23 protein-coding genes are annotated in these 26032 nt (G+C 47.9%); 19 read left to right on the forward strand and 4 right to left on the reverse strand.

Translation table 11 applies throughout. The features are described from left to right. Positions 1-31: 31 nt before the first annotated feature. A complete protein-coding gene (gene dnaA / locus ACKPCD_RS02275; RefSeq protein WP_321433879.1) occupies positions 32-1363 on the reverse strand; it encodes a chromosomal replication initiator protein DnaA in 1332 nt (443 codons plus the stop codon). Positions 1364-1933: 570 nt separating this feature from the next. Here dnaA and rpmH point away from each other — a divergent pair. The 7 genes from rpmH (at position 1934) to treC (ending at position 8937) form a co-directional block, all read left to right on the forward strand. Further along, positions 1934-2068, forward strand: coding sequence for a 50S ribosomal protein L34 (rpmH, locus tag ACKPCD_RS02280; RefSeq protein WP_072763781.1), 135 nt, complete (start codon positions 1934-1936; stop codon positions 2066-2068). Between the two features lie 225 nt (positions 2069-2293). Then, positions 2294-2638: a ribonuclease P protein component gene (gene rnpA, locus ACKPCD_RS02285; RefSeq protein WP_321433880.1), complete on the forward strand. Its 345-nt coding sequence runs from the start codon at positions 2294-2296 to the stop codon at positions 2636-2638. A 32-nt stretch (positions 2639-2670) separates the two neighbouring features. Next, a complete protein-coding gene (gene yidC, locus ACKPCD_RS02290; protein WP_068562124.1) occupies positions 2671-3501 on the forward strand; it encodes a membrane protein insertase YidC in 831 nt (276 codons plus the stop codon). Between the two features lie 35 nt (positions 3502-3536). Continuing rightward, positions 3537-4358: an RNA-binding cell elongation regulator Jag/EloR gene (gene jag / locus ACKPCD_RS02295; protein WP_321433881.1), complete on the forward strand. Its 822-nt coding sequence runs from the start codon at positions 3537-3539 to the stop codon at positions 4356-4358. 158 nt (positions 4359-4516) lie between these two features. Continuing rightward, positions 4517-5527: an oxidoreductase gene (locus ACKPCD_RS02300; RefSeq protein ID WP_321433882.1), complete on the forward strand. Its 1011-nt coding sequence runs from the start codon at positions 4517-4519 to the stop codon at positions 5525-5527. 229 nt (positions 5528-5756) lie between these two features. Beyond that, positions 5757-7202 (forward strand): PTS system trehalose-specific EIIBC component, encoded by a 1446-nt coding sequence (treP, locus tag ACKPCD_RS02305; RefSeq protein WP_288926562.1) that lies wholly within the window; start codon positions 5757-5759, stop codon positions 7200-7202. Between the two features lie 79 nt (positions 7203-7281). Continuing rightward, positions 7282-8937, forward strand: a complete 1656-nt coding sequence (gene treC / locus ACKPCD_RS02310) for an alpha,alpha-phosphotrehalase (RefSeq protein WP_321433883.1) — start codon at positions 7282-7284, stop codon at positions 8935-8937. On the opposite strand, the gene ACKPCD_RS02315 is transcribed toward treC, so the two are convergent. Both ACKPCD_RS02315 and ACKPCD_RS02320 read right to left on the reverse strand, forming a co-directional pair. Beyond that, a complete protein-coding gene (locus ACKPCD_RS02315; protein ID WP_218778227.1) occupies positions 8930-9091 on the reverse strand; it encodes a hypothetical protein in 162 nt (53 codons plus the stop codon). The genes treC and ACKPCD_RS02315 overlap by 8 nt on opposite strands. Before the next feature lie 162 nt (positions 9092-9253). Beyond that, complete coding sequence (locus tag ACKPCD_RS02320) at positions 9254-10762, reverse strand: DUF438 domain-containing protein (RefSeq protein ID WP_321433884.1); 1509 nt, start codon at positions 10760-10762, stop codon at positions 9254-9256. Between the two features lie 183 nt (positions 10763-10945). On the opposite strand from ACKPCD_RS02320, the gene ACKPCD_RS02325 reads away from it, so the two are divergent. Then, positions 10946-12076: a GerMN domain-containing protein gene (locus tag ACKPCD_RS02325; protein WP_321433885.1), complete on the forward strand. Its 1131-nt coding sequence runs from the start codon at positions 10946-10948 to the stop codon at positions 12074-12076. A gap of 453 nt (positions 12077-12529) precedes the next feature. Here the strand turns inward: ACKPCD_RS02325 and treR are convergent, their stop codons facing one another. After that, the gene (gene treR, locus ACKPCD_RS02330) at positions 12530-13246 is read right to left on the reverse strand and encodes a trehalose operon repressor (RefSeq protein WP_321433886.1); all 717 of its coding nucleotides are present in this window, start codon (positions 13244-13246) and stop codon (positions 12530-12532) included. Positions 13247-13601: 355 nt separating this feature from the next. Here treR and purE point away from each other — a divergent pair, with 355 nt between their 5' ends. The 11 genes from purE to purH all read left to right on the forward strand — a co-directional run bounded on the left by purE (position 13602) and on the right by purH (position 25615). Further along, positions 13602-14090 carry a 5-(carboxyamino)imidazole ribonucleotide mutase gene (gene purE, locus ACKPCD_RS02335; RefSeq protein WP_321433887.1) on the forward strand — a complete coding sequence of 163 codons (489 nt, stop codon included), beginning with the start codon at positions 13602-13604 and terminating at the stop codon, positions 14088-14090. Next, positions 14083-15216, forward strand: coding sequence for a 5-(carboxyamino)imidazole ribonucleotide synthase (purK, locus tag ACKPCD_RS02340; protein WP_407702680.1), 1134 nt, complete (start codon positions 14083-14085; stop codon positions 15214-15216). The genes purE and purK overlap by 8 nt, the downstream gene beginning before the upstream one ends. A gap of 1 nt (position 15217) precedes the next feature. Continuing rightward, positions 15218-16516 (forward strand): adenylosuccinate lyase, encoded by a 1299-nt coding sequence (gene purB / locus ACKPCD_RS02345; protein ID WP_086988979.1) that lies wholly within the window; start codon positions 15218-15220, stop codon positions 16514-16516. A gap of 192 nt (positions 16517-16708) precedes the next feature. Then, entirely contained in the window at positions 16709-17419 is a 711-nt protein-coding gene (gene purC / locus ACKPCD_RS02350) for a phosphoribosylaminoimidazolesuccinocarboxamide synthase (RefSeq protein WP_321433888.1), read from the forward strand. Positions 17420-17485: 66 nt separating this feature from the next. Then, the gene (gene purS / locus ACKPCD_RS02355; protein WP_068562113.1) at positions 17486-17737 is read left to right on the forward strand and encodes a phosphoribosylformylglycinamidine synthase subunit PurS; all 252 of its coding nucleotides are present in this window, start codon (positions 17486-17488) and stop codon (positions 17735-17737) included. Beyond that, positions 17737-18417 (forward strand): phosphoribosylformylglycinamidine synthase subunit PurQ, encoded by a 681-nt coding sequence (gene purQ / locus ACKPCD_RS02360; protein WP_086988978.1) that lies wholly within the window; start codon positions 17737-17739, stop codon positions 18415-18417. Before purS ends, purQ begins: the two co-directional genes overlap by 1 nt. Further along, positions 18417-20645, forward strand: coding sequence for a phosphoribosylformylglycinamidine synthase subunit PurL (gene purL, locus ACKPCD_RS02365; protein ID WP_321433889.1), 2229 nt, complete (start codon positions 18417-18419; stop codon positions 20643-20645). The genes purQ and purL overlap by 1 nt, the downstream gene beginning before the upstream one ends. After that, positions 20621-22081 (forward strand): amidophosphoribosyltransferase, encoded by a 1461-nt coding sequence (gene purF / locus ACKPCD_RS02370; RefSeq protein ID WP_068562110.1) that lies wholly within the window; start codon positions 20621-20623, stop codon positions 22079-22081. The genes purL and purF overlap by 25 nt, the downstream gene beginning before the upstream one ends. Then, positions 22081-23130 carry a phosphoribosylformylglycinamidine cyclo-ligase gene (gene purM / locus ACKPCD_RS02375; protein WP_276641062.1) on the forward strand — a complete coding sequence of 350 codons (1050 nt, stop codon included), beginning with the start codon at positions 22081-22083 and terminating at the stop codon, positions 23128-23130. The genes purF and purM overlap by 1 nt, the downstream gene beginning before the upstream one ends. Beyond that, positions 23127-23699, forward strand: coding sequence for a phosphoribosylglycinamide formyltransferase (gene purN, locus ACKPCD_RS02380; RefSeq protein ID WP_321433890.1), 573 nt, complete (start codon positions 23127-23129; stop codon positions 23697-23699). Before purM ends, purN begins: the two co-directional genes overlap by 4 nt. 374 nt (positions 23700-24073) lie before the next feature. Further along, on the forward strand, positions 24074-25615 hold the full coding sequence (purH, locus tag ACKPCD_RS02385; RefSeq protein WP_321433891.1) for a bifunctional phosphoribosylaminoimidazolecarboxamide formyltransferase/IMP cyclohydrolase: 1542 nt from the start codon (positions 24074-24076) through the stop codon (positions 25613-25615). Positions 25616-26032: the final 417 nt, after the last annotated feature.

Consider the following 26032-nt stretch of genomic DNA (forward strand, 5'->3'; position numbering starts at 1 on the left):
GTTATTGGCTTATCCACAATGCGCGAGAGGATCATTTTTTCAGACTGTTTTGGATCGTCTCGATTTCGCGTTGTAGAACAGGGTCTTTTTTTACGGAAAGGGCAATCTTGTCATGGGCGTGGATGACGGTTGTGTGGTCCTTGCCGCCGAATTCAGAACCGATTTTCGGCAAGGAATTGTCCGTCATGACCCGGGAAAGATACATGGCGATTTGTCTTGGCACCACGATTCCCTTAGTGCGCTTTTTGCCTTTCAATTCCTCGACGGACACATGGTAATATTTCCCTACCGCTTGTTGAATGGCATAGATGGATAATGCTTTTGGTTTTTCGGAAGGCATGATGCTCTTCAGCGCATCCGCAGCCAGGCTGGTGGTGATGTCGGTCCCTTGGATAGCAGAATAGGCTTGAACGCGGACCAGTGCACCTTCCAATTCCCGGATGTTGGAATCTATCTGTCCAGCGATGTAACTGAGAGTGTCATCCGGAATCTCCAGGCGTTCGCTGTTGGCTTTTTTGCGCAGAATAGCAATGCGCGTCTCCAGATCCGGCGGCGTGATATCAACCGATAAGCCCCAAGCAAAACGGGAGACGAGCCGTTCCTGCAGTTTAGGGATTTCGTTCGGCAGACGATCGCTCGTCAGTACAATCTGTTTGCGTTCATCGTAAAGCGCATTGAAAGTATGGAAGAACTCTTCCTGCGTTCCTTCTTTGTCGGCAAAAAATTGAATATCATCGACCATCAACAAGTCGACGCTGCGGTATTCATTGCGGAATTGCTCCTGCGTCCGATTCTGGATGGAATTGATGAAATCATTGGCGAATGTCTCGCTGCTGACATATTTTACTCTCGCGGTTGGGCGCAGTTGCAGCATTTGATGGCCGATGGCGTGCATCAAATGGGTCTTGCCTAAGCCGACGCCTCCATAGAAGAAGAGTGGGTTGTAGATTGTTCCGGGTTCTTCTGCCACGACGAGGGCAGCTGCGTGAGCCATCTGGTTTCCTTTTCCGATAACAAAGGTGTCAAAGGTATACTTGCTGTTCAGTTGGGCATCCTTGAAGAGACGATTGTTGTTGGTGCGTTTGATGGTCGGTTTTGCAATATCGGGCATTTCCTCGTTCTTGATCATAAAAATGGGAGTCAGTTCTTTGCCGCTGAATTCGTAGATGCCTTCAACAATTCTGCTCATCAAATTATTTTGCCAATAATCTTTATGTAAAGAAGAGGGAACTTCGATGATGATATTCGTATCAGTCAGTCGGACCGGGACTGCGCTGTCTATCCAAGTATCGTAGCTGACTTTTGACAGTGATTCTTGAAATTTTTCTTGCAGATAACGCCATAATGAATAGATGTCATCCAAATGGGACACCTCCTTTTAGTGAGTCCTTTTTATTTTAGCATTATATCAAAAAGTTTTCCACAACTCTTTTAAGCTGTGAATAAAACAATTAACCGGTGTATAAATAGTTTTCCACAGGTTGAAAAAGGGTGTGGAAAAGGCTTGTGGGTGAAGTTGTTATCCACGGTTTGTTGTGGGTTTAAACGTGAATTGGAATGCGATTGTTACAGCTTTTGGAACACTTTTCCACAGGTTTCCAAGGTGGTGTTTCGAGAGAAATGCACACCCTGTAAGAATGTGGACAAGTCGGTTCGAAGGTGTGAGCAAGCGCAGGGCGTGCGTGAGTTATCCCTGGGCATTGTGCATTAAAAAAAAGGTTGTGGATAAATTTATTTCGATGAAAATCAAATTTTTTTCAAGAAAGGTGTTTTATCTTTCATTGTTTTGTGCTATTATATCTCAGTGAGTTCAATAAAAATGAACCAATTTTACTTGACAGGTCACATTCTGTCTCTTTATAATGTATTGGACTGTCTAAACAGTGAAATATAACCTATTTGAAAGATAGTTTATCAGGAGGTGTAAAGATCAATGAAAAGAACATACCAACCTAAAAAACGTCACCGTCAATCCGTTCATGGTTTCCGTAAACGTATGAGCACAAAAAACGGCCGTAGAGTATTAGCAAGAAGACGCGCTAAAGGCAGAAAAGTTATCTCTGCATAGATCACTGACCGTTTCAGTGGTCTTTTTTTTTAAGTATTTCGAAAAACGCAAAAATGTCTTTCTTAAATGGAGAGTGTGACAAATGTGTCCGACAGAACCGAAAGCTGTAAAGCTTCGGGAGTGGGTTTGCATTTGTGATGAGAACGGAGAGAGAAATTTTTCTGTTTTTCTCCATTTTTGGGAGATTTTTTTGTATGTTATGATTGCAGATTTGAGGGAAGAAACATGAGGAAATCTTTTCGTGTTAAGAAAGAGAAAGAATTTCAAAAAGTATTTCATAATGGTGTTTCCAAAGCGAATCGCCAATTCGTGATTTATGTGCTCGATAAAAAAGGACAACCGCATTTCCGGGTAGGATTGTCCGTCGGCAAAAAAATCGGCAACGCCGTAGTGCGGAATGCCGTCAAAAGAAAAATCCGCCAGGCACTCACGGAATTGAAGGAAGAGTTGGTTCAGGATATTGACTTCATCGTTATCGCACGCAAGCCGGTTGCTGAAATGTCGGCTGCGGAAGTAAAGAAAAGCCTGATCCATGTTCTTAAGCTTTCCAGTCTTTTGAAAAACAAATAAACTATGTTATTCCTATTTAAGGAGGAGTTCTCTTGTCAAAGCGTAAGCGATTACTTTTTACACTCAGCTTATTTGCTGTTATGATGGTTCTATCAGCATGTGGAACGGAACCTATCACCTCAGAAAGTACCGGTTTTTGGGATCGGTATGTTGTTTTAAACTTCTCAAACATGATCGTGTGGTTGTCCAATCTCTTTTTCAGTAATTATGGCCTAGGAATCATTGCCTTCACAATCATCATCCGGGTTATCCTATTGCCGCTCAATCATTTTCAGACGAAGAGCACGAAAAAGATGTCGGCTGTTCAACCAAAGGTAAAAGCGTTGCAGGAAAAATATGCCTCTAAAGATCGGGAGACGCAGGAACGTCTGCAAAAGGAAGTTTCTAAGCTGTATGCAGATAATGATGTGAATCCTTATATGGGATGTTTGCCTGTTTTGGTTCAGATGCCTGTATTGATGGCACTGTATCAAGCAATCAGCCGGACTGAAATTTTGAAGAGCGGTAGCTTCCTCTGGATGAACTTGGGAGAACGCGATCCATTCTTTATTTTACCAGTAGTGGCCGCGATACTGACGTATGCCACCAGTAAGCTGACGATGATGTCACAAGCAGAAGCGAATTCTGCGACAAAATCGATGACGTACACGATGCCGATTATGATTTTGATGATGGGTATCAACTTCCCGAGTGCCCTGTCGTTGTACTGGGTAGCCAGCAATGCCTTCTCGGTAGGACAGACGATGTTGTTGAACAATCCGTATAAGGCCATCCGTGAACGCGAAGAAGCTGAAGCTCAGGCAAAGGCGCGCGAAAAAGCATTGAAGAAAGCCCAAAATCCTAAAAAGAAAAAGAAAAACTAGTTAGACTTTGAAGTAGGAAAGGATGACATTCTATTATGGATAAAGTAATTGCGAAAGATACGACTGTTGACAAAGCGATCCGCAAAGGTCTGGATGTGTTGGGCGTCGATAGCCATGAGGCCGATATCGTCATAATCTCTGAAGGAAAAAAAGGGATTTTCGGATTCGGACAAAAAGAGGCTGTCGTGGAAATCACGCGCAAAGAAATCATGGACTTTGATGAAGCCGGCGATATCCAATTAGCCGAAATCGAGGATACAGTCGAAGATATCGTAGAAGATCTTGAAGAGGATTATCCGGAAGCTGCGGAAAAGATATTGGCTGATCAACCTGAAGTCGATAAGGTGATTTATTCGGACGAGAACGTGGAATCTTTCCCGGAAGATTATGATGAAGAATCCGGTCGCGATGAAGCGATTGCCGCCGTGACTGCTTATCTTACATCTGTAGCTGAAGCATACGGGGCTCCTGCGATCGTGACGGTCGAAGAGAAGAACAACATGCTGATTTTCCAAATGGAAAGCGAAAAGCCAGGCTTATTGATCGGCAAATACGGAAAAATCGTCAATGCTTTGCAGATATTGGCCCAAGCGCTGGTGCAACGTTATGTGCGTCGCCGCTTGTCCGTAATCGTGAACGTCGGTGACTACCGTGAGCGCAGAGCTTCCGTTTTGGAAAGCATCGCTGACCGTACTGCAGAACGCGTCCTCAAAACGAGACAGCCCGTGTTCCTTGAGCCGCTGCCTGCTTTCGAAAGAAAACAGATTCATGCGCGCTTGAGCCAGAACAAACGCATCAAAACCCATTCCGAAGGCAAAGAGCCGCATCGTTATTTGGTTGTTGAGATAGCGGACTAATCGAATATCTTAAAACCTTCATCGGAGATCAGCTTGATTCTCGGTGAAGGTTTTTTTATTTGGCTCTTTTTTCATGTGGGTTGCGGGGAAGAGGTCGCAAATTATGGGCAGATGGACTAAACTTAAGAAAATACACGCTGAAAAGAGGGAAATGCAGTATGGAAGAGTTCAAAGCTTTATGGGCGGAAAATACAGGCGAAAAAGTGGAAGCGACGGTCAGAACATTCAACAAAGAGGACTTACCTGATGGGGAGGTGCTGGTCGAAGTGCACTATTCGAGCGTCAACTACAAGGACGGGCTGGCCGGAACCAATCCGAAAAGCGGGGTCATCCGCAACTATCCGATGATTTTGGGGATCGATCTGAGCGGCGTGGTTGTGGAATCGCTCGATCCAACTTTCCAGGCAGGGGATAAGGTGATCGTGACTGGCTACGGTTTAGGTGTGAGTCATTTCGGCGGATTCAGCCAATATGCCCGGGTCCCTGCAGCCTGGGTCGTGCCGTTGCCTGAAGGGTTGAGTTTAAGGGAAGCAATGATTTTCGGGACGGCCGGGTACACAGCGGCTGAATCGGTGGATGCTTTGGAGAAGCAAGGCATCCAGCCGCAAATGGGGAATGTATTGGTGACAGGTGCTTCCGGCGGTGTCGGCGGGATGGCGATCGCGATGCTGAAGCGCCTAGGTTATACGGTCGAAGCTGTGTCCCGCAAAAAAGCGGACTGCACGGATTACCTGAAGAAGGGACTCGGTGCTGAAGCGGTCCTCCATCCCGATGAAGTAGCACTGGAGAAGAAGCGGCCATTGGCACAGCAACGTTGGGCGGCGATCGTCGATCCGGTCGGCGGTCCGATGTTGCCTGACTTGCTGGCGCAGCTGCACTACGGCGGCTGTATGGCTTTGAGCGGGAATGCTGGCGGAATCGCATTCGAGGCGACCGTGCTGCCATTCATCCTGAGGGGCGTCAAGCTTGTGGGGATCGACTCGGTGAGCCATCCTTACGCAGAGCGCATCAAACTTTGGGGGCGGATGGCAAGCGATCTGAAGCCGGAAAATCTGGATCTGTTGGTGGAACAGGAAATCACGCTGGAGGATTTACCGGTGGCTTTCGAGAAAATCATGGAAGGAAAGATGCACGGGCGTACGTTGGTGAAAGTGAAACAAGGGATATGATCGGTTTGGCATAATCAAAAAAACGGCAAGGAACCGGCAATTCGATCCTTTTGCCGTTTTTTTTTTGATGGGGTTGTCCAGCGTGCTAACGCTTCATAAAATACGGAAAATTCAAAACTTGTCTATACAAGTTTAAGTGTTACAAAAGGAAAACGTTTGCATTGTAAAACGATTCACGGTAAAATAGAATTGTCAGGAACATGTATATACAAGTTGAGGAGGAGAAAAAATGGTGGATTTCAACAAAGATGCAAAAGATTTGCTGGAGTATATCGGAGGGCCCGATAATATTTCTGCCGTCAGTCACTGTGCCACTCGGATGCGTTTCGTTCTGAATGACCCTGCTGCCGCCAACATCAAGAAAATCGAAGACATACCCGCAGTCAAAGGAACCTTCACGCAAGCTGGACAATTTCAGGTCATCATCGGTAATGAAGTGCCACAATTCTATAATGCATTCGCGAAGGTATCAGGCAAAGAGGGTGTTTCGAAGGATGAGGCAAAAGCTGCAGCAAAGCAGAACCAAAATGTAGTGCAGCGTGCCATGGCTGTGCTGGCGGAAATCTTTACGCCGCTGATTCCGGCGATCGTAGTAGGGGGTCTTATCCTCGGATTTCGGAATGTGCTTGAAGGGATCAATTTCGCCAACGGCACAATCGTTTCCAATTCCCAGTTCTGGACAGGCGTCAATGATTTTCTTTGGCTGATCGGTGAGGCGATTTTCCACTTCTTGCCAGTCGGTATCACTTGGAGCATCACGAAAAAGATGGGCACTACGCAGATTCTGGGTATCGTTCTCGGGATTACATTGGTATCACCGCAATTATTGAATGCTTATGGTGTCGCTGGTGCAACAGAGATTCCGTTCTGGGATTTCGGTGCTTTCACGATCAACAAGATCGGCTATCAAGCACAAGTCATTCCCGCCATGTTGGCTGGGTTTGTGCTGGCCTATCTGGAGATTTGGCTGCGTAAATGGGTTCCGCAATATATTTCGATGATTGTGGTCCCATTGTTGGCCCTGGTTCCTACTGTCATCATCGCGCATACGGTGCTGGGCCCTATCGGTTGGACGATCGGACAATGGGTTTCCGAAGTCGTCTATGCCGGATTGACTGGGGACTTCAGATGGTTGTTCGGTCTGTTCTTCGGTACGCTGTATTCGCCGCTTGTCATCACAGGGCTTCATCATATGTCCAATGCCATCGACCTGCAGCTGATTGCTGATTTCGGCGGCACGAACCTGTGGCCGATGATCGCCCTTTCGAATATCGCACAAGGCTCGGCCGTGCTGGCAATCATCTTCCTGCACAGAGGCAATGAAAAAGAGGAACAAGTTTCCATCCCTGCTGCCATTTCCTGCTACTTGGGCGTAACCGAGCCGGCCATGTTCGGGATCAACATCAAATACATCTATCCGTTCGTTGCAGCCATGATTGGATCCGGAATCGCCGGATTGGTGGCTACGACCTTCAACGTCATGGCGAACAGTATCGGAGTAGGTGGGATTCCAGGTTTCTTGAGTATCCAGACCGATTCGATGGCAATGTTCATCGTATGTATGGCCATCGCGATTGTCGTGCCGTTCCTGTTGACGGTTTTGTTCGAAAAGAAACAACTTTTCGCTCCTAAAGGCGAAGTCGAGGACGCACCGGTTATCCAAACGCAAAAATAAAAAGTGAATTACTGAAGGCAAAAAGCTGTGACTGAAGCTTTTTGCCTTCAGTCATAGTAAGAAGACAGGGGGCTTTACAATGAAAGACTTTCAAAAAAAAGTGATCTATCAGCTTTATCCAAAATCATTCAAGGATTCCGATGGCAATGGTATCGGTGATCTCCAAGGGATCATCAGCAAAGTGCCCTATTTGGCGGAGTTAGGCATCGATATGATTTGGATGAATCCGATCTTCGTATCCCCGCAAATGGACAATGGATACGACATCACTGATTATTATGCCATCGATCCTGTTTTCGGCACGATGGCGGATTTTGAAGAACTGATCGGCAAGCTGAAGCAGCATGGCATCGAAATTATATTCGACATGGTGTTCAATCATACATCGACCACACATGAGTGGTTCCGGAAAGCGTTGGCCGGGGACAAAGAGTACCAGGATTATTACATCATCCGCGATCCGAAAGAAGACGGCAGCCTGCCGACCAACTGGAGTTCGAAATTCGGCGGCGAGGCGTGGGCGCCATTCGGGGACACCGGCAAGTACTACCTGCATCTGTTTGATGTCACGCAAGCGGATCTGAACTGGCGCAACCCGAAAGTGCGCGAGGAACTGCAGAAAGTCGTCAATTTCTGGTTGGAAAAGGGCATCAAGGGCTTCCGCTTCGATGTGTTGAACCTGATAGGCAAAGATGTCGCGCTGGTCGACAGTGAAGGAAGCAACGAAAAGAGCCTCTACACGGATCGACCGATCGTCCATGAGTACATCCGTGAGTTGAACCAAGCATCGTTCGGGACGCTGGAGGATATCATCACGGTCGGCGAGATGTCCTCGACCACTGTCGAAAATGGTATTCTTTATTCGAATCCGGACAGAAACGAACTCTCGATGATTTTCAGTTTCCACCATCTGAAAGTTGATTACAAAGATGGTGAAAAATGGACGGATCAGCCATTCGATTTTCTTGAACTGAAGCGAATTCTGAATGAGTGGCAGGCAGGGATGTCGGACGGAAACGGATGGAACGCACTGTTCTGGAACAATCATGATCAACCGCGAGCCAACAGCCGATTCGGTGATCCGGAGCGGTATCCTTTCGAGACAGCCTCCATGCTGGCGCAAACAATCCATCTCTTGCGGGGAACGCCTTACATCTATCAAGGCGAGGAAATCGGCATGACGAATCCGGATTATGATGACATCAGCAGTTATCGGGATATCGAATCGCACAATGCCTACCGCGAGCTGAAACTTGCCGGATTGACGCATCAGGAGGCAATGCGGATCATCAAACAAAAATCCCGCGACAACAGCCGGACGCCGATGCAATGGGACAGCAGCCGGCACGCAGGCTTCACGACCGGCGAACCATGGCTGCAGGTCGCGGCCAATTATCCAGAAGTAAACGTCGAAAAAGAATGCGCTGAGGGCCAAATTTTCCGTTACTACCAGGAGTTGATCCGTATCCGCAAAGAGCATGCAGTCATTGCGGATGGTTCCTACGAGGGTATCCTGTTGGACGATTCGGAAGTGTTCGCCTATATCCGGGAGAACGAGGAAGAAAAAGTGTTGGTTCTGAATCATTTCTATGCCGGTGAGTACACAATCAGCGTACCGGAAGAATGGGCAAGCAAGGCCAGCAGTTTCTTGGTCGGCAATTATGGGGAAAGGCAGCTTGCGTCTTCCTTCACGCTGAACCCGTACGAAACCATCGCTTTCAGGATAATCAAATAAGCACAAAAGAAATGGTCGTCTCACTAGAGATGGCCATTTTTTGGTGCCCTGCTCCGGTAAGACGCATGCTCACAGGAGAAAACCGGCAACTATCGATGTGAACGCCGACGAAGCGGCGCTCATAGGAGCTGGCAAGAAAAATGTTGGCCGGCATCCGGCGAGGCCTCCTATTACCGGAGCAGAACGGTGATAGGAGACGATGAAGGATGATTACACAGAAAGTTACCGGCTAACGCCAAAAATACCGGGCGGCCTCAAAAATGGGGCCGCTCGGTATTTTTATTGTTTGGCAATCGCTCCTGCACTTCACAGTAGTTCAGGAAAGGGTGCGTTTTTCGCCGTCAAGATCGATGATCGGCTGGATGTCCTGCACATATTCAAGGGTTCCCATGTAGCTGCCGTCGTCATCCCTGACGGCGCGATAGGTTACCAGGATGAATTTGCCCATCGCGCGGAACCACATCGATTCGCTTTCTTTCGCGCCTGATTTCAAATCAGCGAGCAGTTTTGTGACAATCGGCAGGCTCTTCGGTGGATGGCAATTCAGCACATCTCGGCCGATTGCACTGCTTGTGCGCTTGAAGAACTTTTCTTCGCCGTTGTCGTTGTAGTAGCGCACGATATTGTCGGCATCGACGAAAGTCAATTCCAAAGGGATATTATTCAGCATCTTTTCCAACTGGTGCGGCGTCAGATGTCCGGTTTGGAAATTTATGTATGCATTTTCTTCAGTTATAAATGTTTCATGTGAAACATTTTCTGGAAGGGTCCGTTCCGGCACCCATTTTGCTTCCGGTTTTACGATGCAATAGCCGATTTCATCAGACTCCTGGGCGATCTGTAGCCAATGGTCCTCGTTGAAGATGTCGATAATCATCGGCAAGAGGATATCTTCCTCTTTTGTGATCATTTCCGTCATTTCGTATTTCAGGTCGGAGAATGCTTTCGGGATCGCATCGAAGTCCTCGTTCTGCAACAGTGTTCGGAATTCCTTGAACATGCTGCGAATTTCATCATCGACACCCCACATGACTTTCGGTGGGGCTGTGATGCCTTTGTTTTCCATAATCGGGAAGATGGCGTATTCTTTGCGGGCATAGTGCTTATCGAATTCGCCGAGCAAATTCAATTGGTTTTGGATACCTTTTTTGATTTCCGGCTCTTTTTTTTCAAGATAGACAGCCAGTAATTTGCTGATTTTTTCCAGCGTATTTTCGATGGCTAAGTTTTCGAGTTTCATAACTTGGATTGGATGGCCGGCATGCTGCTGTTCTGCTGAAGTGGTGTAGACCGCTTCGATGGATCCGCCGAAGAGCGAGGCGTGCACGTTGCAAAGGCGCTGGATGTCTTCGGCGTCAATCCCTTTGCCCATCAGGCCTTGCTCCATGACGGAAATTTCGTAGGCACTGACGCCCGTGAAATGTTTCTTGAAGTCGGCTTGCACCGCATCCCAGTCCTCCCCTCTATGCAAACGCAGGATGAGGCTCTGCAGAATGTCTTGGCGCTCCTGGAATTCCGTTGAACCCATGCGGGCAATTCCACCGGTTGGAGCAGAGGGCTCTTCGGATTCGCTTGGAGCAACCGTTACGGCTGATATTGCCAATTCCTTCACGCTGAATCCGTTTTTCGCCAGCGTTTCAACGAATAGCTCCTCCGGCACATCATTGCGCTTGAGGGCTTTCCCTATAGTCATGATGCGGCCGGCGGTGTTTAGCATTTTGTCGCTGCGCAATGGTTCGAAGCCTAGGCTGATGATGAGCTCCCTGATTTCAGGGTACTGCTTTACCAGATTGTAGACGGTATCGTTCAAACTGATTTCCTTCATATTTTTTCCACCTCTATTTAAAATTTGTGAAATGTTTCTTTTAGTTTCGTGCTGGCTTCATTATACTTGAAAGGAGCTGCTCAGTGCCACAGCATTCGTGCACGGCAGCAATAGTTAGGGTAATGCCTTAGAAAGCGGTTGTGATATAATGAAGACAACTAAGGCAGAAGGTGGGAAAAAAATATGAGAAAGAAAGTTCCGAATCTGATGGTAGCGTTAGTGGTGCCCCTATTAGCTTCTTGCAGTCTCTTTGGAGGATCCGATTCCTCATCCGATTCTTCGGCTGTCAGCAGTGTATCTTCTTCCGTGTCCAGTTCAACAGACAGCGGCTCGGCTTCCTCGTCCTCTTCCGAAAATGTAGAAGCAGTGACAATCGAGGCTTATTATCCGTTCAGCGCATCCGTATTCACTAAATATTTGGGCGAGGGGAATGAGTATGCTTCCTTCACGGTCTATCCGCAATACATCGAGGGTAACCGGATGCAAATCACTTCCAACAACGGTGGCACGCAGGTTGTGACGGTATTGGAACTGGCTGACGGGGAACTCAGAGAAGTATTCAAGCGTCCGGAAACCTACTTCAGGGAAAATATGCTTGAAAAAACAGCAAGCGGCGATGCGGCAAACCAGTTGGATATTCTGTTGAAGGAGCCTTTGGAAGTCGGGAACAGTTGGGTGAATGCGAGCGGAGTCCCTTCCGAAATCACGAATCTGACGGCACAGATCGAAACACCAATGGGTAATTTTGAAGCGCTTGAAGTGACGACGACTTATGAAGCTTCGACTACCAAGGATTACTATGTGAAAGATATTGGTTTGGTGAAACGGGTGACGGACCTTGGGGATGACATGGTTGTCTCTTCCAGTCTGGAAGCCCGCAACGAGGACGTTCCAGAAACGCAACAGTTGCGCGTTTTTTATCCGGACAGCGAGCTGATGGGATTGAATGCAACAAGCATCGTTTTATCTTATACGACCAATGATATTACCCGCACCATTCTGGCGGAAGCGCTGAAGAATGTTCCGGATGCTCCAGGGGGAAGTCTGATTGGGCCGAATGTCTCCATCAACAGCTTGTCCTTGAGTGACGATGGGCGTGTCTATGTGGACTTCTCGCAGGAATTTGTTTCTGAAATGAATGCCGGAACATCAGCGGAATCGTTGATTTTGCAGGGAGTCGTCAATACGATCGGGGAATATTACGGAGTCCAGGAAGTCTACCTTACGGTGGCCGGAAACCCGTACGAATCAGGGCATATCCTGATGGCTGAAGGTGCCTATTTTACTGTTGATTATACGAAAGTCAATGAATGATCAGTCCCTGCACAACCAAAAAAGATGAGGCCATGCCGGCTTCATCTTTTTTCTAATTTGTAGCATGTTATTAACTAAAAAGTGCATCACCATGGGTGTTTTATAGGTTTGCACAACGTTTTATGCCTCTAAAATGATGGCTAGCGGTCCAAGCCTGCCTCTCGGAAATTAATGAAGGAACCCCTTGTCTCTATCGAGCCAAGGATAATATTCGACTTGTCATGGTTCTTGCCATCTTTGATGGCTTAGAAACATGAAACAACTGACCGGTACGGTCACGTTGATTCCTTTTTTTGGAAGTCTCTCAGCAATTGCGCTTTGCGATGCTCATTTGCATGGGACTCTTAGGGATTCATCCCTTAGAGCCCTAGTACAAGGTGACCGTAGGGAACGTTGCGAGGCCAGATTTCCTAAATTTCTTTCGAGGCAAAGCGGGCTTGTCCCGCTTTGCTTTTATAGGCTGTGTTTTCTGCGGGCGAATTCGACGAAGCGGAAGCGGTCCAAACGATGGCGAGACTCTGTGTACTGGAAAAGACGGGTATCCTCCAGATAGACTTCGCTCTTTACGACGACGATATGCGTGTCATCTTTCAAATTCATCAGTTTGTGATCTTCCCGTGTCGCAGGCTCCACGACGAATTCCTTTTTGGCATAAGCGATATTCAGACCAAGTTCATTCTCCAAATACGCATAAATGGAATTTTCAGCAGCTTCGGAAGGGATTTGTTCGATGATATCATGGAAGAGATAGTCCTTATCCATGATGACAACTTCCCCAGCAATCTTGCGAAGCCGGACAAGGGAAATTACTTCGCGGCCGGGATCTACCTTCAGATTTTCCGCAAGGAACTCCGGAAGGGTCTCTAGTTTATTTTTGATGACGATTGTTTCATTTGGGATTTGTTGGGAATCTTGAAGCTCTTTAAAACTGGTAAGTCCGGAAACGGGGAAATTGAAGCGTCTGATATCAAGTACAATGGAACCTTTGCCTTGTTTCTTTTGGATATAGCCACCTTCCAGCAACAGGGCCAAAGCCTTTCTGATTGTTTCCCGCGAAACATGATAGTGGTCCGAAAGTGTTTTTTCGCTGGGCAACAGAGATCCTGTTTCGAATTCTGCATGTTCAATTTTTTTTCTCAAATCCATATAGATATCAAAGAATTTATTCATAATCATCACTCCTTCAGTAAGTGGATGGGTTTATTGGAAATAAAATAAATAAGTTGCAAAAATTGTGTTTAATAATATTATTCCCGTTTATTCTATAGTATAACCACGGAAATAAAAAGAGAATCCGCATTTTTTTAATTTGTAAGGGTTTGCATATCATTATTTTATCATATTGTTGCCATTTATGGTGAAAAATCATCACTTTTTTAATGTGAAATCAGGGTATTATTTCTTCTCTTTTGAAAAAAAACTGATTATTTCCGAACGAACAGGTCTGTTTTGTCTAAAATTGTTTGGAATAATTACAGATGATGTGCTATATTAAAAATGAAAAATCGATAATGGGGGAAAATGGATGAATACGGTTGTTTCTGTCGTAATGGGTAGTACTTCTGACTGGGAAACTATGAAAGAAGCTTGCATGATACTGGATGAGTTTGGCATCGCTTATGAAAAGAAAGTCGTTTCGGCTCACCGGACACCGGATCTGATGTTCACTTTTGCTGAACAAGCACGGGCTGCGGGAACGAAAGTCATCATTGCCGGCGCGGGCGGCGCAGCGCACCTTCCGGGCATGATTGCCGCGAAAACGACGCTTCCGGTCATCGGTGTTCCGGTCCAATCGCGCGCTTTGAGCGGAATGGATTCTTTGTTGTCCATCGTCCAGATGCCCGGTGGTGTTCCGGTTGCGACGGTAGCGATCGGCAAAGCAGGGGCAATCAATGCCGGTCTGCTGGCCGTGCAGATCCTTTCAATCGAAAATCAGGATTTGGCCGATCAATTGGAAAAGAGACGGGAAGATTTAAAACAAAAAGTATTGGAAAGTAGTGAAGATCTTGTATAAAATACTGAAACCGAACGACGTGATCGGCATCATCGGCGGGGGACAATTAGGACGTATGCTGGCACAGTCCGCAAAGAGGATGGGATTCACCGTCGGAATTTTGGATCCGGGAGAAAATTGCCCGGCAGCCCAAGTTGCGGATTGGCACATCCAGGCGGCATACGCTGACGCGGTGGCTTTGCGCGAATTGGCCGAAAAATCCGATGTCGTGACATTCGAATTTGAGAACATCGATGCAGTAGCGCTGCAGGAAGTGGAAACACTGTCCAGCATTCCGCAAGGCAGCGGAATTTTGACGATTACGCAGGATCGCATCAAGGAGAAGGAATTCCTTCAATCCGCCGGTGTATCGATTGCGCAATTCGCGGTAGTGGAAAATGCGGAACAATTGGATGCGGCCATCGCTAAAATCGGTTATCCGAGTGTTTTAAAAACGACCCGTTTCGGGTATGATGGTAAGGGACAGGTTGTCCTGAAATCGGAAGCGGACAAAGCGGAAGCCATGAAACTGGCAGCGGACAGCATCTGCGTTTTGGAGGCTTGGGTTCCGTTCACGAAAGAACTTTCGGTCATGATCGTACGCAATCAAAAAGGTGAAGCGACGGTGTTCCCGGTCTCCGAAAATATCCACATCAACAATATTCTGCACGAATCGATTGTGCCGGCCCGCGTCACGCCTGCGGTAGCCGAAAAAGCCAACAAGGCGGCCCACCAAATCGCCGACGCGCTGCAGTTGGTAGGTACGCTGGGCATCGAAATGTTCCTGGCTGCGGATGATACGATCTTCATCAATGAGTTGGCGCCGCGTCCGCATAATTCTGGCCATTACACAATCGAGGCAATGAACGTTTCCCAATTTGATGCCCATATCCAAGCAGTCGCCGGATTGCCGATGCCGACAGCGCGTCAATTGTCGCCTGCCATCATGGTCAATATCCTGGGACAGCATATGGAAGGCACAATCGCGCTGCGGGAAGAAAAAGCGGATTGGTCTTTCCATTACTACGGCAAAGCGGAATCGCGCACAGACAGAAAAATGGGTCATATCACCATTTTGACAGATGATCAAGAAGCAACCTTAACAGAAATAGACAATACCCGAATCTGGAACGGAGGAACAATTTAAAATGCTTACACGTTATACACGCCCTGAGATGGCCGAGGTTTGGTCCGAATACAATCGTTACAAATGCTGGCTGGAGGTCGAAATCCTGGCTGATGAAGCTTGGGCAGCCCTAGGTGAAATCCCTGCGGAAGACGTTGCTAAAATCCGCGCGAATGCAACTTTTGATATCGACCGTATCCTTGAAATCGAAAAAGAGACCAGACATGATGTAGTGGCGTTCACACGCGCCGTTTCCGAATCTTTGGGAGAAGAAAGAAAATGGGTCCACTATGGCCTGACGAGTACCGATGTGGTCGATACTGCCTACGGTTACCAATTAAAGCAAGCTAATGATATCCTGCGCAAGGATCTGCAGAATATGCTGGAAATCATCGGCAACAAGGCAAAAGAACACAAAAAGACTGTCTGCATGGGTCGTACGCATGGTGTACATGCAGAACCTACGACATTCGGCTTGAAACTGGCTACGATGTATTCAGAAATGAAACGCAACATCGAGCGTTTTGAACACGCAGCAAAAGGTGTTGAAGCCGGAAAAATCAGCGGTGCAGTAGGCACTTTCGCAAACATCCCGCCATTCGTGGAGGAGTATGTCTGTGAAAAATTAGGTATAAGACCGCAAGAGATTTCGACGCAGGTTCTTCCGCGCGATCTGCATGCCGAATATATGGCAACGATCGCTTTGATCGCGACAAGCATCGAGCGTTTCGCAACTGAAATACGTGGACTGCAAAAATCGGAAACCCGCGAAGTGGAAGAATTCTTCGCGAAAGGCCAAAAAGGTTCTTCCGCTATGCCGCACAAGCGCAACCCGATCGGTTCCGAAAATATGGTGGGCCTTGCCCGCGTCATCCGCGGTTACATGGTCACTGCTTACGAGAATGTAGGCTTATGGCATGAACGCGACATTTCCCACTCTTCTGCGGAACGCATCATCCTTCCTGACGCAACGACATTGTTGAACTATCAGTTGAACCGTTTTGGGAACATCATCAAGAACTTGACTGTGTTCCCTGAGAATATGCTCCGCAACATGAATGCCACGTTCGGATTGATCTATAGCCAACGCGTTCTGTTGAAATTGATCGACAAAGGTATGAGCCGTGAAGAAGCTTATGACTTGGTACAGCCGAAGACTGCCCTTTCATGGGATAATCAGACCGATTTCCGTCCATTGGTGGAAGCGGACGAAGCGATCATGGCAAAATTAACGAAAGAAGACATCGAGGATGCCTTCAACTATAACTATCACTTGAGTCACGTCGACGAAGTATTCGCAAGACTTGGTTTAGGAGACTAATGGAAAGGCTGGGACTACGGTTCCGGCCTTTTTCTGTTCACCGGATGACTGAAAGGCACTGAGGAAAAACCGGGATTTATTTCAATTTTCATGAAAATGCCATTGACAAGTAGAGGGCAGATGATACAATATAAACGAATGAATAAGGCGTTTGTATAAATTAATGTTCGGTTTTGGAAAGGGACGGGGAAGATGGAAAGAAAAGAATTGCTTTATACTGGGAAAGCTAAAAAGATGTATGCTACAGATCAGGAGAATGTTCTTTGGGCCGAGTACCTAAATCAAGCTACGGCATTAAACGGCATAAAGAAGGATACTATCGAGGGGAAAGGCAGACTCAATAACCAGATCACCGGCCGCATCTTCGAGTATCTGGCTGAAAAGGGTATCGCGAGCCATTACATCCAAGAACTATCAGAAACCGAACAATCAGTGAAAAGAGTCAATATGTTCCCATTGGAAGTGGTTGTCCGCAATGTAGCCGCTGGAAGCTTCGCGAAACGTTTCGGCATGGAGGAAGGCATCGACTTGCCGTTCCCTGTTTTGGAATTCTACTACAAAGACGACGCGCTCAATGATCCTTTCATCAATGATGCCCACGTACAAGTTCTGGGAGCAGCGACTGAAGAAGAAGTTGCCGAAATCAAGCAGCAAGCGCTGAAGATCAATGCAGCCTTGATCGAGATGTTCAAGGCAATCGGCGTCCGCCTGATCGATTTCAAAATCGAATTCGGCAAGACAGCTGAGGGAGAAATCATCCTGGCTGATGAAATCTCACCGGATACATGCCGCCTTTGGGATCTCGAAACGAATGAACATTTGGACAAAGACATCTACCGCCGTGACTTGGGAGATCTGATTCCGGTCTACGTGGAAGTGCTGGACCGCCTGAACAAAATGTAAGCCAACCGGAACAAAACCAACTAAAAAAAAACAAAAAATAAAAAAACAAAAGCGAGGAATTTGGACATGTATAAAGTAACCGTGTATGTAACGTATAAAGACTCAGTATTGGATCCGCAAGGGGAAGCCGTGAAGGGTGCCGTCCACCGTATGGGCTACCCGACGATCGAAGATATCCGCATCGGGAAATATTTCGAAATCCAAGTTTCCAAAGATGAAGAGAACGTTGAACAAGTCATCGAAGAGATCTGCGACAAATTGCTGGCGAACGTGGTCATGGAAACTTACCGTTATGAAATCCAGGAGGTTGAAGCTTAATGAAATTCGCTGTCATCGTTTTTCCTGGCTCGAACTGTGATTTAGATATGTATGCAGCCATTAAAGATATTCTTGGAGAAGATGCAGAGTATGTGCAACATTATGAAACAAGCCTTGAAGGTTTCGATGCTGTCCTATTGCCCGGCGGATTCACATATGGCGATTACTTGCGTACAGGTGCGATTGCCCGCTTTGCGAACATCATGAGCGAAGTCGTCCGTTTCGCTGAAGAAGGCAAGCCTGTATTCGGCACTTGCAACGGATTCCAGATTTTGGCTGAAGCCGGCTTATTGCCTGGTGCTTTGCGCCGCAATGATACTTTGAAGTTCGTCTGCAAACCGCAGGATCTCAAAGTCGTGAATGCTGATACGCAATTCACTTCCCTCTATAAAGAAGACGAAATCATCTCTGTTCCGATCGCGCACGGTGAAGGAAACTACTTCTGCGATGCAGAGACTTTGGCTGACCTGAAAGCCAACAATCAAATCGTATTCACTTATGCTAATGGTAACCCGAACGGCAGCATTGAAGACATCGCCGGCATCATCAACAAAAAAGGCAACGTCCTCGGCATGATGCCTCACCCGGAGCGTGCTGTCGAAGCTTTGCTGGGATCGGCTGACGGCCTGCGCCTGTTCCAATCCATGGTTGAAAATTATAAGAAGGAGCTGAACAAATAATGGCATTTTTAGAACCAACGCCAGAACAAGTAAAAGAATCCAAAATTTATCGTGAATGGGGTCTGACAGACGAAGAGTACGGCACAATCTGCGATAAAATTTTGCATCGTTTGCCGAATTATACTGAAACTGGCCTGTTTGCCGTTATGTGGAGCGAACACTGTTCTTATAAAAATTCAAAACCAGTCCTGAGAAAATTCCCTACTACCGGCCCGCAAGTGTTGCAAGGACCTGGCGAAGGCGCTGGTATCGTGGATATCGGCGACGGCCAAGCTGTCGTTTTCAAAGCGGAAAGCCACAACCACCCATCAGCTGTCGAGCCTTATGAAGGTGCAGCTACCGGTGTCGGCGGAATTATCCGTGACATCTTCAGCATGGGTGCACGCCCGATTGCGATCCTTGACTCTTTGCGTTTCGGCGAATTGGACAATGAGCGTACGAAACACATCTTCGAAGAAGTCGTTGCCGGTATCAGCGGTTACGGCAACTGTATCGGTATTCCGACTGTCGGCGGCGAAACGGTCTTCGACCCTTGCTACAAAGGCAATCCGTTGGTCAACGCAATGTGCGTCGGTTTGATCGATCAAAAAGATATGCAAAAAGGCCAAGCTGCCGGAGTCGGCAACTCGATCATGTACGTGGGCGCAAAAACAGGCCGCGATGGCATCCATGGCGCCACTTTCGCTTCCGAAGAATTCAAGGAAGAGGAAGAAGCGCAACGTTCAGCTGTCCAAGTGGGCGATCCATTCATGGAAAAATTATTGATGGAAGCTTGTTTGGAATGCATTTATGACTACTCCGACGCTTTGATCGGTATCCAGGACATGGGTGCTGCCGGTTTAGTCTCTTCCAGCTCGGAAATGGCTTCAAAAGCAGGCAGCGGCTTGCTTTTGAACCTTGACGATGTTCCGCAGCGTGAAACAGAAATGACACCTTACGAAATGATGCTTTCCGAGTCACAGGAGCGTATGCTGTTGTGCATCAAGAAGGGCGAAGAGCAACGCATCGTCGACCTGTTCAAAAAATATGAATTGGATGCAGTCGTGATCGGTGAAGTTACCGATGATGGCATGTACCGTCTATCCCATGCAGGCAAAGTGGTCGCTGAACTTCCGGTTGATGCTTTGGCTGAAGATGCACCGGTCTACTACAAACCGACTGCAGTGCCTGCCCGCATCGCTGCATTCGCAGCTATGGAAGACTATAAGCCAGTCTTCACATCAGCGCAGGATACCTTAGTGGCTTTATTGCAACAAGCGACGTTGGCTTCCAAGAAGAGCGTCTATGATACCTATGATTCCATGGTCCGCACCAGCACGGTTGTAGGCCCAGGAAGCGATGCTGCAGTTGTCCGCGTCCGAGGCACCAAAAAAGCGATCGCAATGACAACGGACTGCAACGGCCGTTACCTGTATTTGAACCCGGAAATCGGCGGACAGATCGCTGTCGCTGAAGCTGCCCGCAATATCGTTGCCAGCGGCGGAAAACCATTGGCAATCACAGACTGCTTGAACTACGGAAATCCTGATAAACCAGAAATTTTCTGGGAATTAAGCACTTCCGCGGACGGTATCTCTGAAGCTTGCCGCCAATTGGATACGCCTGTCATCTCAGGTAACGTGTCCCTTTACAATGAAACCGACGGCGTGGCCGTTTATCCGACACCGATGATCGGTATGGTTGGTCTGATCGAGGATCTTGCACACATCACTACGCAAGCTTTCAAAGCTGCAGGCGACCGCATTATTCTGATCGGCGAAACCAAAGCAGATTTCAACGGTTCCGAACTGCAAAAAATGGAATTGGGCAAAATAGAAGGCAAACTGATGGACTTTGACTTGGCTGTCGAAAAAGAAAACCAAGCGAACGTCCTGAAAGCAATAAAAGCGGGTCTGATCGCAAGCGCGCATGACCTATCAGAAGGCGGCTTGGCTGTCGGCTTGATGGAGAGCGTCTTTGACACCGGTCTAGGCTTCGATGTGACGGTTGCTATGGATAAAACATTGCTGTTCAGCGAAACGCAATCACGCTTCATCCTGACCGTAAAACCTGAAAATGTTGCCGCTGTGGAAGCGATCTTCGGATCAGCTGCTGCGCAAATCGGAACCGTGACTGCTGCCGCTGTCGCAAAAATCGCTGCCGCGAACGAAACAATCACTTTGGATATTAAAGAAGTACAAACGAAATGGGAGGAGGCTATTCCATGCTTGCTGAAACAAAAAGCTTAAACGAAGAATGTGGCGTATTCGGCATTTGGGGAGACGACAATGCCAGCCAGTTGACTTACTTCGGTTTGCACAGCTTGCAGCACCGTGGACAAGAGGGTGCAGGGATAGTTTCATGTGATGAAGGAAAACTGTTGGTTCACCGTAATCTTGGTCTGATCAGCGAAGTGTTCAAGGACGAAGCGGATCTGCAAAGATTGACAGGGAACCGTGCCATCGGGCATGTGCGTTACTCGACTTCCGGACAGAACAGCATCGAGAATGTGCAGCCGTTTTTGTACCATTTCTATGATATGGACATCGCCATTTGCCACAACGGCAACTTGGTGAATGCCAAATCATTGCGACGCAATCTTGAGGAAAACGGCGCCATCTTTCATTCGACTTCGGATACGGAAGTTCTGATGCATCTGATCAGACGCAGCCAGAAAGACAGCCTGATCGAAAAGATCAAAGAGAGCCTGAATCAGGTTAAAGGCGGCTTCACTTATATCCTTTTGACCGAAGAGAAAATGTTCGGTGCCGTCGATCCGAATTCATTCCGTCCGCTTGTCATCGGCCAATTGCCGAATGGCGCGTATGTGATGGCCAGCGAAACGTGTGCCATCGATACGATCGGCGCGGATTTTGTCCGCAACGTCAACGCCGGCGAACTGGCGATCATTGACGACAACGGCTTGACGATCGAAAAATATACCGACGATACAACCATCTCCATCGCTGCGATGGAGTATATCTACTTCGCGCGTCCGGATTCCAATATTGCCGGCGTGAATGTGCATACTGCACGCAAGCGGATGGGAACGCGTTTGGCCATCGAAGCACCTGCAGTGACAGCCGATATCGTTATCGGTGTGCCCAACTCTTCCTTGTCCGCAGCGAGCGGATTTGCGGAAGAAAGCGGAACGCCTTACGAAATGGGCCTGATCAAGAACCAATATGTCGGACGTACGTTCATCCAACCGACGCAGGAACTGCGCGAATTGGGCGTAAAAATGAAGTTGTCCGCCGTAAAAGGGGTTGTCCAAGGCAAGAGCGTCGTCATGGTGGATGATTCGATCGTGCGCGGGACGACCAGCAAACGCATCGTGACGTTATTGAAAGAAGCGGGAGCCAAAGAAGTGCATGTCCGCATCTCTTCCCCACCTTTGATCTACCCGAGTTTTTACGGCATCGACATCAGCAAGTCAGCTGAACTGATCGCCGCTAAAATGACCGTTGATGAAATTTGTGCATACATCGGTGCGGACAGCTTGGCTTTCCTTAGCCAAGAGGGTCTGATCGATTCAATCGGTTTGAAATTTGATATGCCGTATTCAGGCTTATGCATGGACAGCTTCAACGGGGATTATCCGACTGGGCTATACGACTATGAAGCGGATTACGTGAACAATATGACAGCTATTCAAAAAGAGAATCTAAAGGGAGGGCAAGCTTGATGGAAAACGCATATGCAAAAGCGGGTGTGGATGTCACAGCCGGTTATGAAACAGTCAGCCGCATCAAGAAACACATCGACCGCACAAAACGTCCAGGCGTTTTTGGCGAAGTCGGCGGATTCGGCGGAAACTTTGACCTTTCTGAATTGAATTATAAAAAACCTGTACTTGTATCGGGTACGGATGGTGTCGGCACGAAGCTTATGCTGGCCATCGAAGCCGGAAAATTCGATACGATCGGGATCGATTGTGTCGCAATGTGCGTCAACGATGTTGTAGCGCAAGGTGCAGAACCTCTTTATTTCTTGGATTATGTAGCTGTCGGTAAAAACCGTCCGGAAAAATTGGAGCAGATCGTTGCTGGCGTAGCTGAAGGCTGCGTCCAAGCCGGAGCTGCTCTGATCGGCGGAGAAACAGCTGAAATGCCCGATATGTACGATCCGGAAGATTTCGATCTGGCCGGATTTACGGTAGGGATTGCGGAAAAAGATGCTTTGTTGACACCTGCCTTGATCAAAGAAGGCGATGTGTTGGTTGGGTTGCCTTCATCAGGCATCCATTCGAACGGCTACTCCTTGGTGCGCAAAATCTTCTTCAAGGACAATGACTACAAATTGGCCGACAAAGTGGATGGCATCGAAGACCAAGAATTGGGCGATGTTCTGTTGACGCCTACAAGAATCTACGTGAATGCTTTATTGCCGTTGATCAAAAAACAGCTGCTGCATGGTGTTGCCCACATCACAGGCGGCGGCTTCGTCGAAAACGTGCCGCGTATGCTTCCCGATAACGTCCAAGCGGAAATCCAATTAGGCAGCTGGCCTGTCTTGCCGATTTTCCAAGTGATGGAAAAAATCGGCAAGATTCCGGCTCTTGAAATGTACGAAATCTTCAACATGGGCATCGGTATGGTGCTGGCGGTCTCTCCTGAAAACTTGACGGAAGTGCTCGGCGTTCTAACCGAGAACGATGAAAAAGCCTACGTGATCGGATCCGTGGCTGCAAAAACATCAGAAAAAGAGGTTATCCTGAAAGAGGCTCAAGCATGAGGATAGCTGTCTTTGCTTCAGGAAACGGCTCGAATTTTCAAGCCATCGCCGAAGCCATCGCGTCAGGCGAAGTGGATGCGACGATCGCTTTCCTGTTCTGCGACAAGCCGAAAGCATATGCGATCGAGCGCGCCAAACAACACAATATCCCGGTGGTCTCCTTTACGCCGAAAGGCTTCAAGGATCGGGTCGCCTACGAAAATGAAATTTTGAAGCATCTGGCTGAAGAAAAGGTCGACTTGGTTGTCTTGGCGGGCTATATGCGGATTGTCGGACCGACTTTGCTATCGGCCTACGCCGACCGCATCGTCAATATCCACCCGTCCTTGCTGCCGGATTTCCCGGGTCGGCATGGTATCCAGGATGCCTTCGAAGCAAGCGTTCCGGAGACCGGCGTCACTGTCCATTTCGTTGATGAAGGGGTCGATACCGGCCCGATCATCGCCCAAGAAAAAGTGGCGATCCTTCCGGAGGATACGCTGGAGACTTTGGAGACCCGCATCCATCAAGTAGAGCACCGGATTTTCCCACAAGTGATCCAACAACTGGCACAAAAGAATAAAGGCTAAGAAAAGCTGAACGGGTTCGTTCAGCCCTGAAAGAAAGTTAGGAAATCTGTCCACGCAACGTTCCCTACGGTCACCTTGTACTGGGGCTCTAAGGGATGAATCCCTAAGAGTCCCATGCAACTGAGCATCGTAGAGCGCAATAGGTACGATTTATCTAATTTCCGAAGGGCTAACCCGTGAAGCTAGCCATCATTATTAGGTGCATGAAACATTTTGCAAATGTGTGGAACACCTACGGTGATGCGCTTTTATGTTGAAAACAATTTTATAAATTCCTATAGCCTAACAAAATGGATGAGGACTCCGCGCTTGCGGAAGTCCTTCCTTTTGTTAAAACCGCATGAATCCATCATAAATTTAAGGAGTGACACACAGTGACAAGAGCATTGATCAGTGTTTCAGATAAAACAGGCGTAGTAGCATTTGCGCAGGCATTAGCAGCAAAAGGAATCGAAATCATCTCAACTGGCGGAACGAAGAAAGCTTTGGAAGAGGCTGGCGTACCGACTATTTCCGTAGAGGATGTAACCGGCTTTCCTGAAATGATGGACGGCCGCGTAAAAACGTTGCACCCACTGATCCATGGCGGACTTTTGGGCAGACGTGATCTTGCGGACCATATGCAAGCCATGAAAGATCACAATATCGCACCGATTGATTTTGTTGTCGTCAACCTGTACCCATTCAAGGAAACCATCAGCAAAAACGATGTGACTTTGGCTGATGCCATCGAAAACATCGACATCGGCGGCCCAAGCATGCTCCGCAGCGCGGCTAAGAACTACGCGAGCGTAACTGTTTTGACCGATCCGATCGACTATGAAAAAGTCCTTGCCGAATTGGAAGCTGCCGGCGAAACGACTTTCGAAACACGCCAAGCTTTGGCTGCAAAAGTGTTCCGTCATACAGCCAGCTACGATGCTTTGATCGCCCAATACTTGACCAATGTGGTCGGCGAAACCGAACCTGAAAAATTGACAGTGACTTATGATCTGAAACAAAGCCTGCGTTACGGAGAAAACGGCCACCAAACAGCGACTTTCTACCAAGAACCATTGGCTGTACCGTTCTCGATCGCGAGCGCGGTCCAATTGCACGGAAAAGAATTGTCCTACAACAACATCAAAGATGCTGATGCAGCTATCCGTATCGCACGCGAATTCGACGAGCCCGCTGTAGTTGCCGTCAAGCATATGAATCCATGCGGCGTCGGTATCGCAGACGACATCGATGCAGCCTTCGATCGTTGCTATGCAGCTGATCCTGTCTCCATCTTCGGCGGCATCGTGGTTGCGAACCGTCCTTTGGATGTGGCGACTGCCGAAAAACTGAACAGCATGTTCCTGGAAATCGTTTTGGCGCCAAGTTATACAGAAGCGGCTCTAGCCATTCTGTCCAAGAAGAAAAATGTCCGCATCATGACTTTGGATTTCTCGGCTGCAAAAGCAGGCGGAAAAGAATTCGTCTCCGTATTGGGCGGCATGCTGGAACAGACGCAGGACATCAACACAGAAGACGTACCGGCTAATTGGGAAGTCATGACCGAACGTCAACCGACTGAAGACGAAATGAAAGCAATGGATTTCGCCTGGAAAGTCGTGAAACACGTGAAGAGCAATGCCATCGTATTGGCAAACAGCAAACAGACAGTCGGCATCGGCGCAGGCCAGATGAACCGTGTCGGATCCGTAAAAATCGCAATCGAGCAAGCCGAAGCGGCCAACGCCATCGAAGGCGCTGTATTGGCGAGTGATGCCTTCTTCCCGATGAACGACAGCGTAGAGTATGCTGCCAAACACGGCATCAAAGCGATCGTTCAACCAGGCGGCAGCATCAAGGACCAAGATTCGATCGAAATGGCAAACAAATACGGCATCACGATGCTGAAAACAAGCGTAAGACACTTCAGACACTAAGATGAGATGAAATCCGTTTAGACCCTGAGCACTAAGAGGACAAACGCAAAGCGGACGCTTTTTGTCCGTGTGCGTTTGTCAACTTAGGCGGAGGGGCCTGGATTTCAGAACTCGATTAAAACAAGATGAGATGAATCCCATGGTAGAAATCGAGCACTAAGAAGGCAACTGCAAAGCGGGCGTTTTTTGCCCGTGTGCAGTTGACAGCTTAGGCACTCAAACGTCACAGTGCGACGTTTGAGGTCTTTAGCATTTTGAGTATCGAGGCTATTGACGCACTTTTTGCTAAGGATTCAGAACTCGATTAAAACAAGATGTGATGAATCCCATGGTAGAAATCGAGCACTAAGAAGGCAACTGCAAAGCGGGCGCTTTTTGCCCGTGTGCAGTTGACAGCTTAGGCGGAGATTTCTGGGA

This window comes from Trichococcus flocculiformis, from assembly GCF_963662535.1.
Classification (GTDB): domain Bacteria; phylum Bacillota; class Bacilli; order Lactobacillales; family Aerococcaceae; genus Trichococcus; species Trichococcus flocculiformis.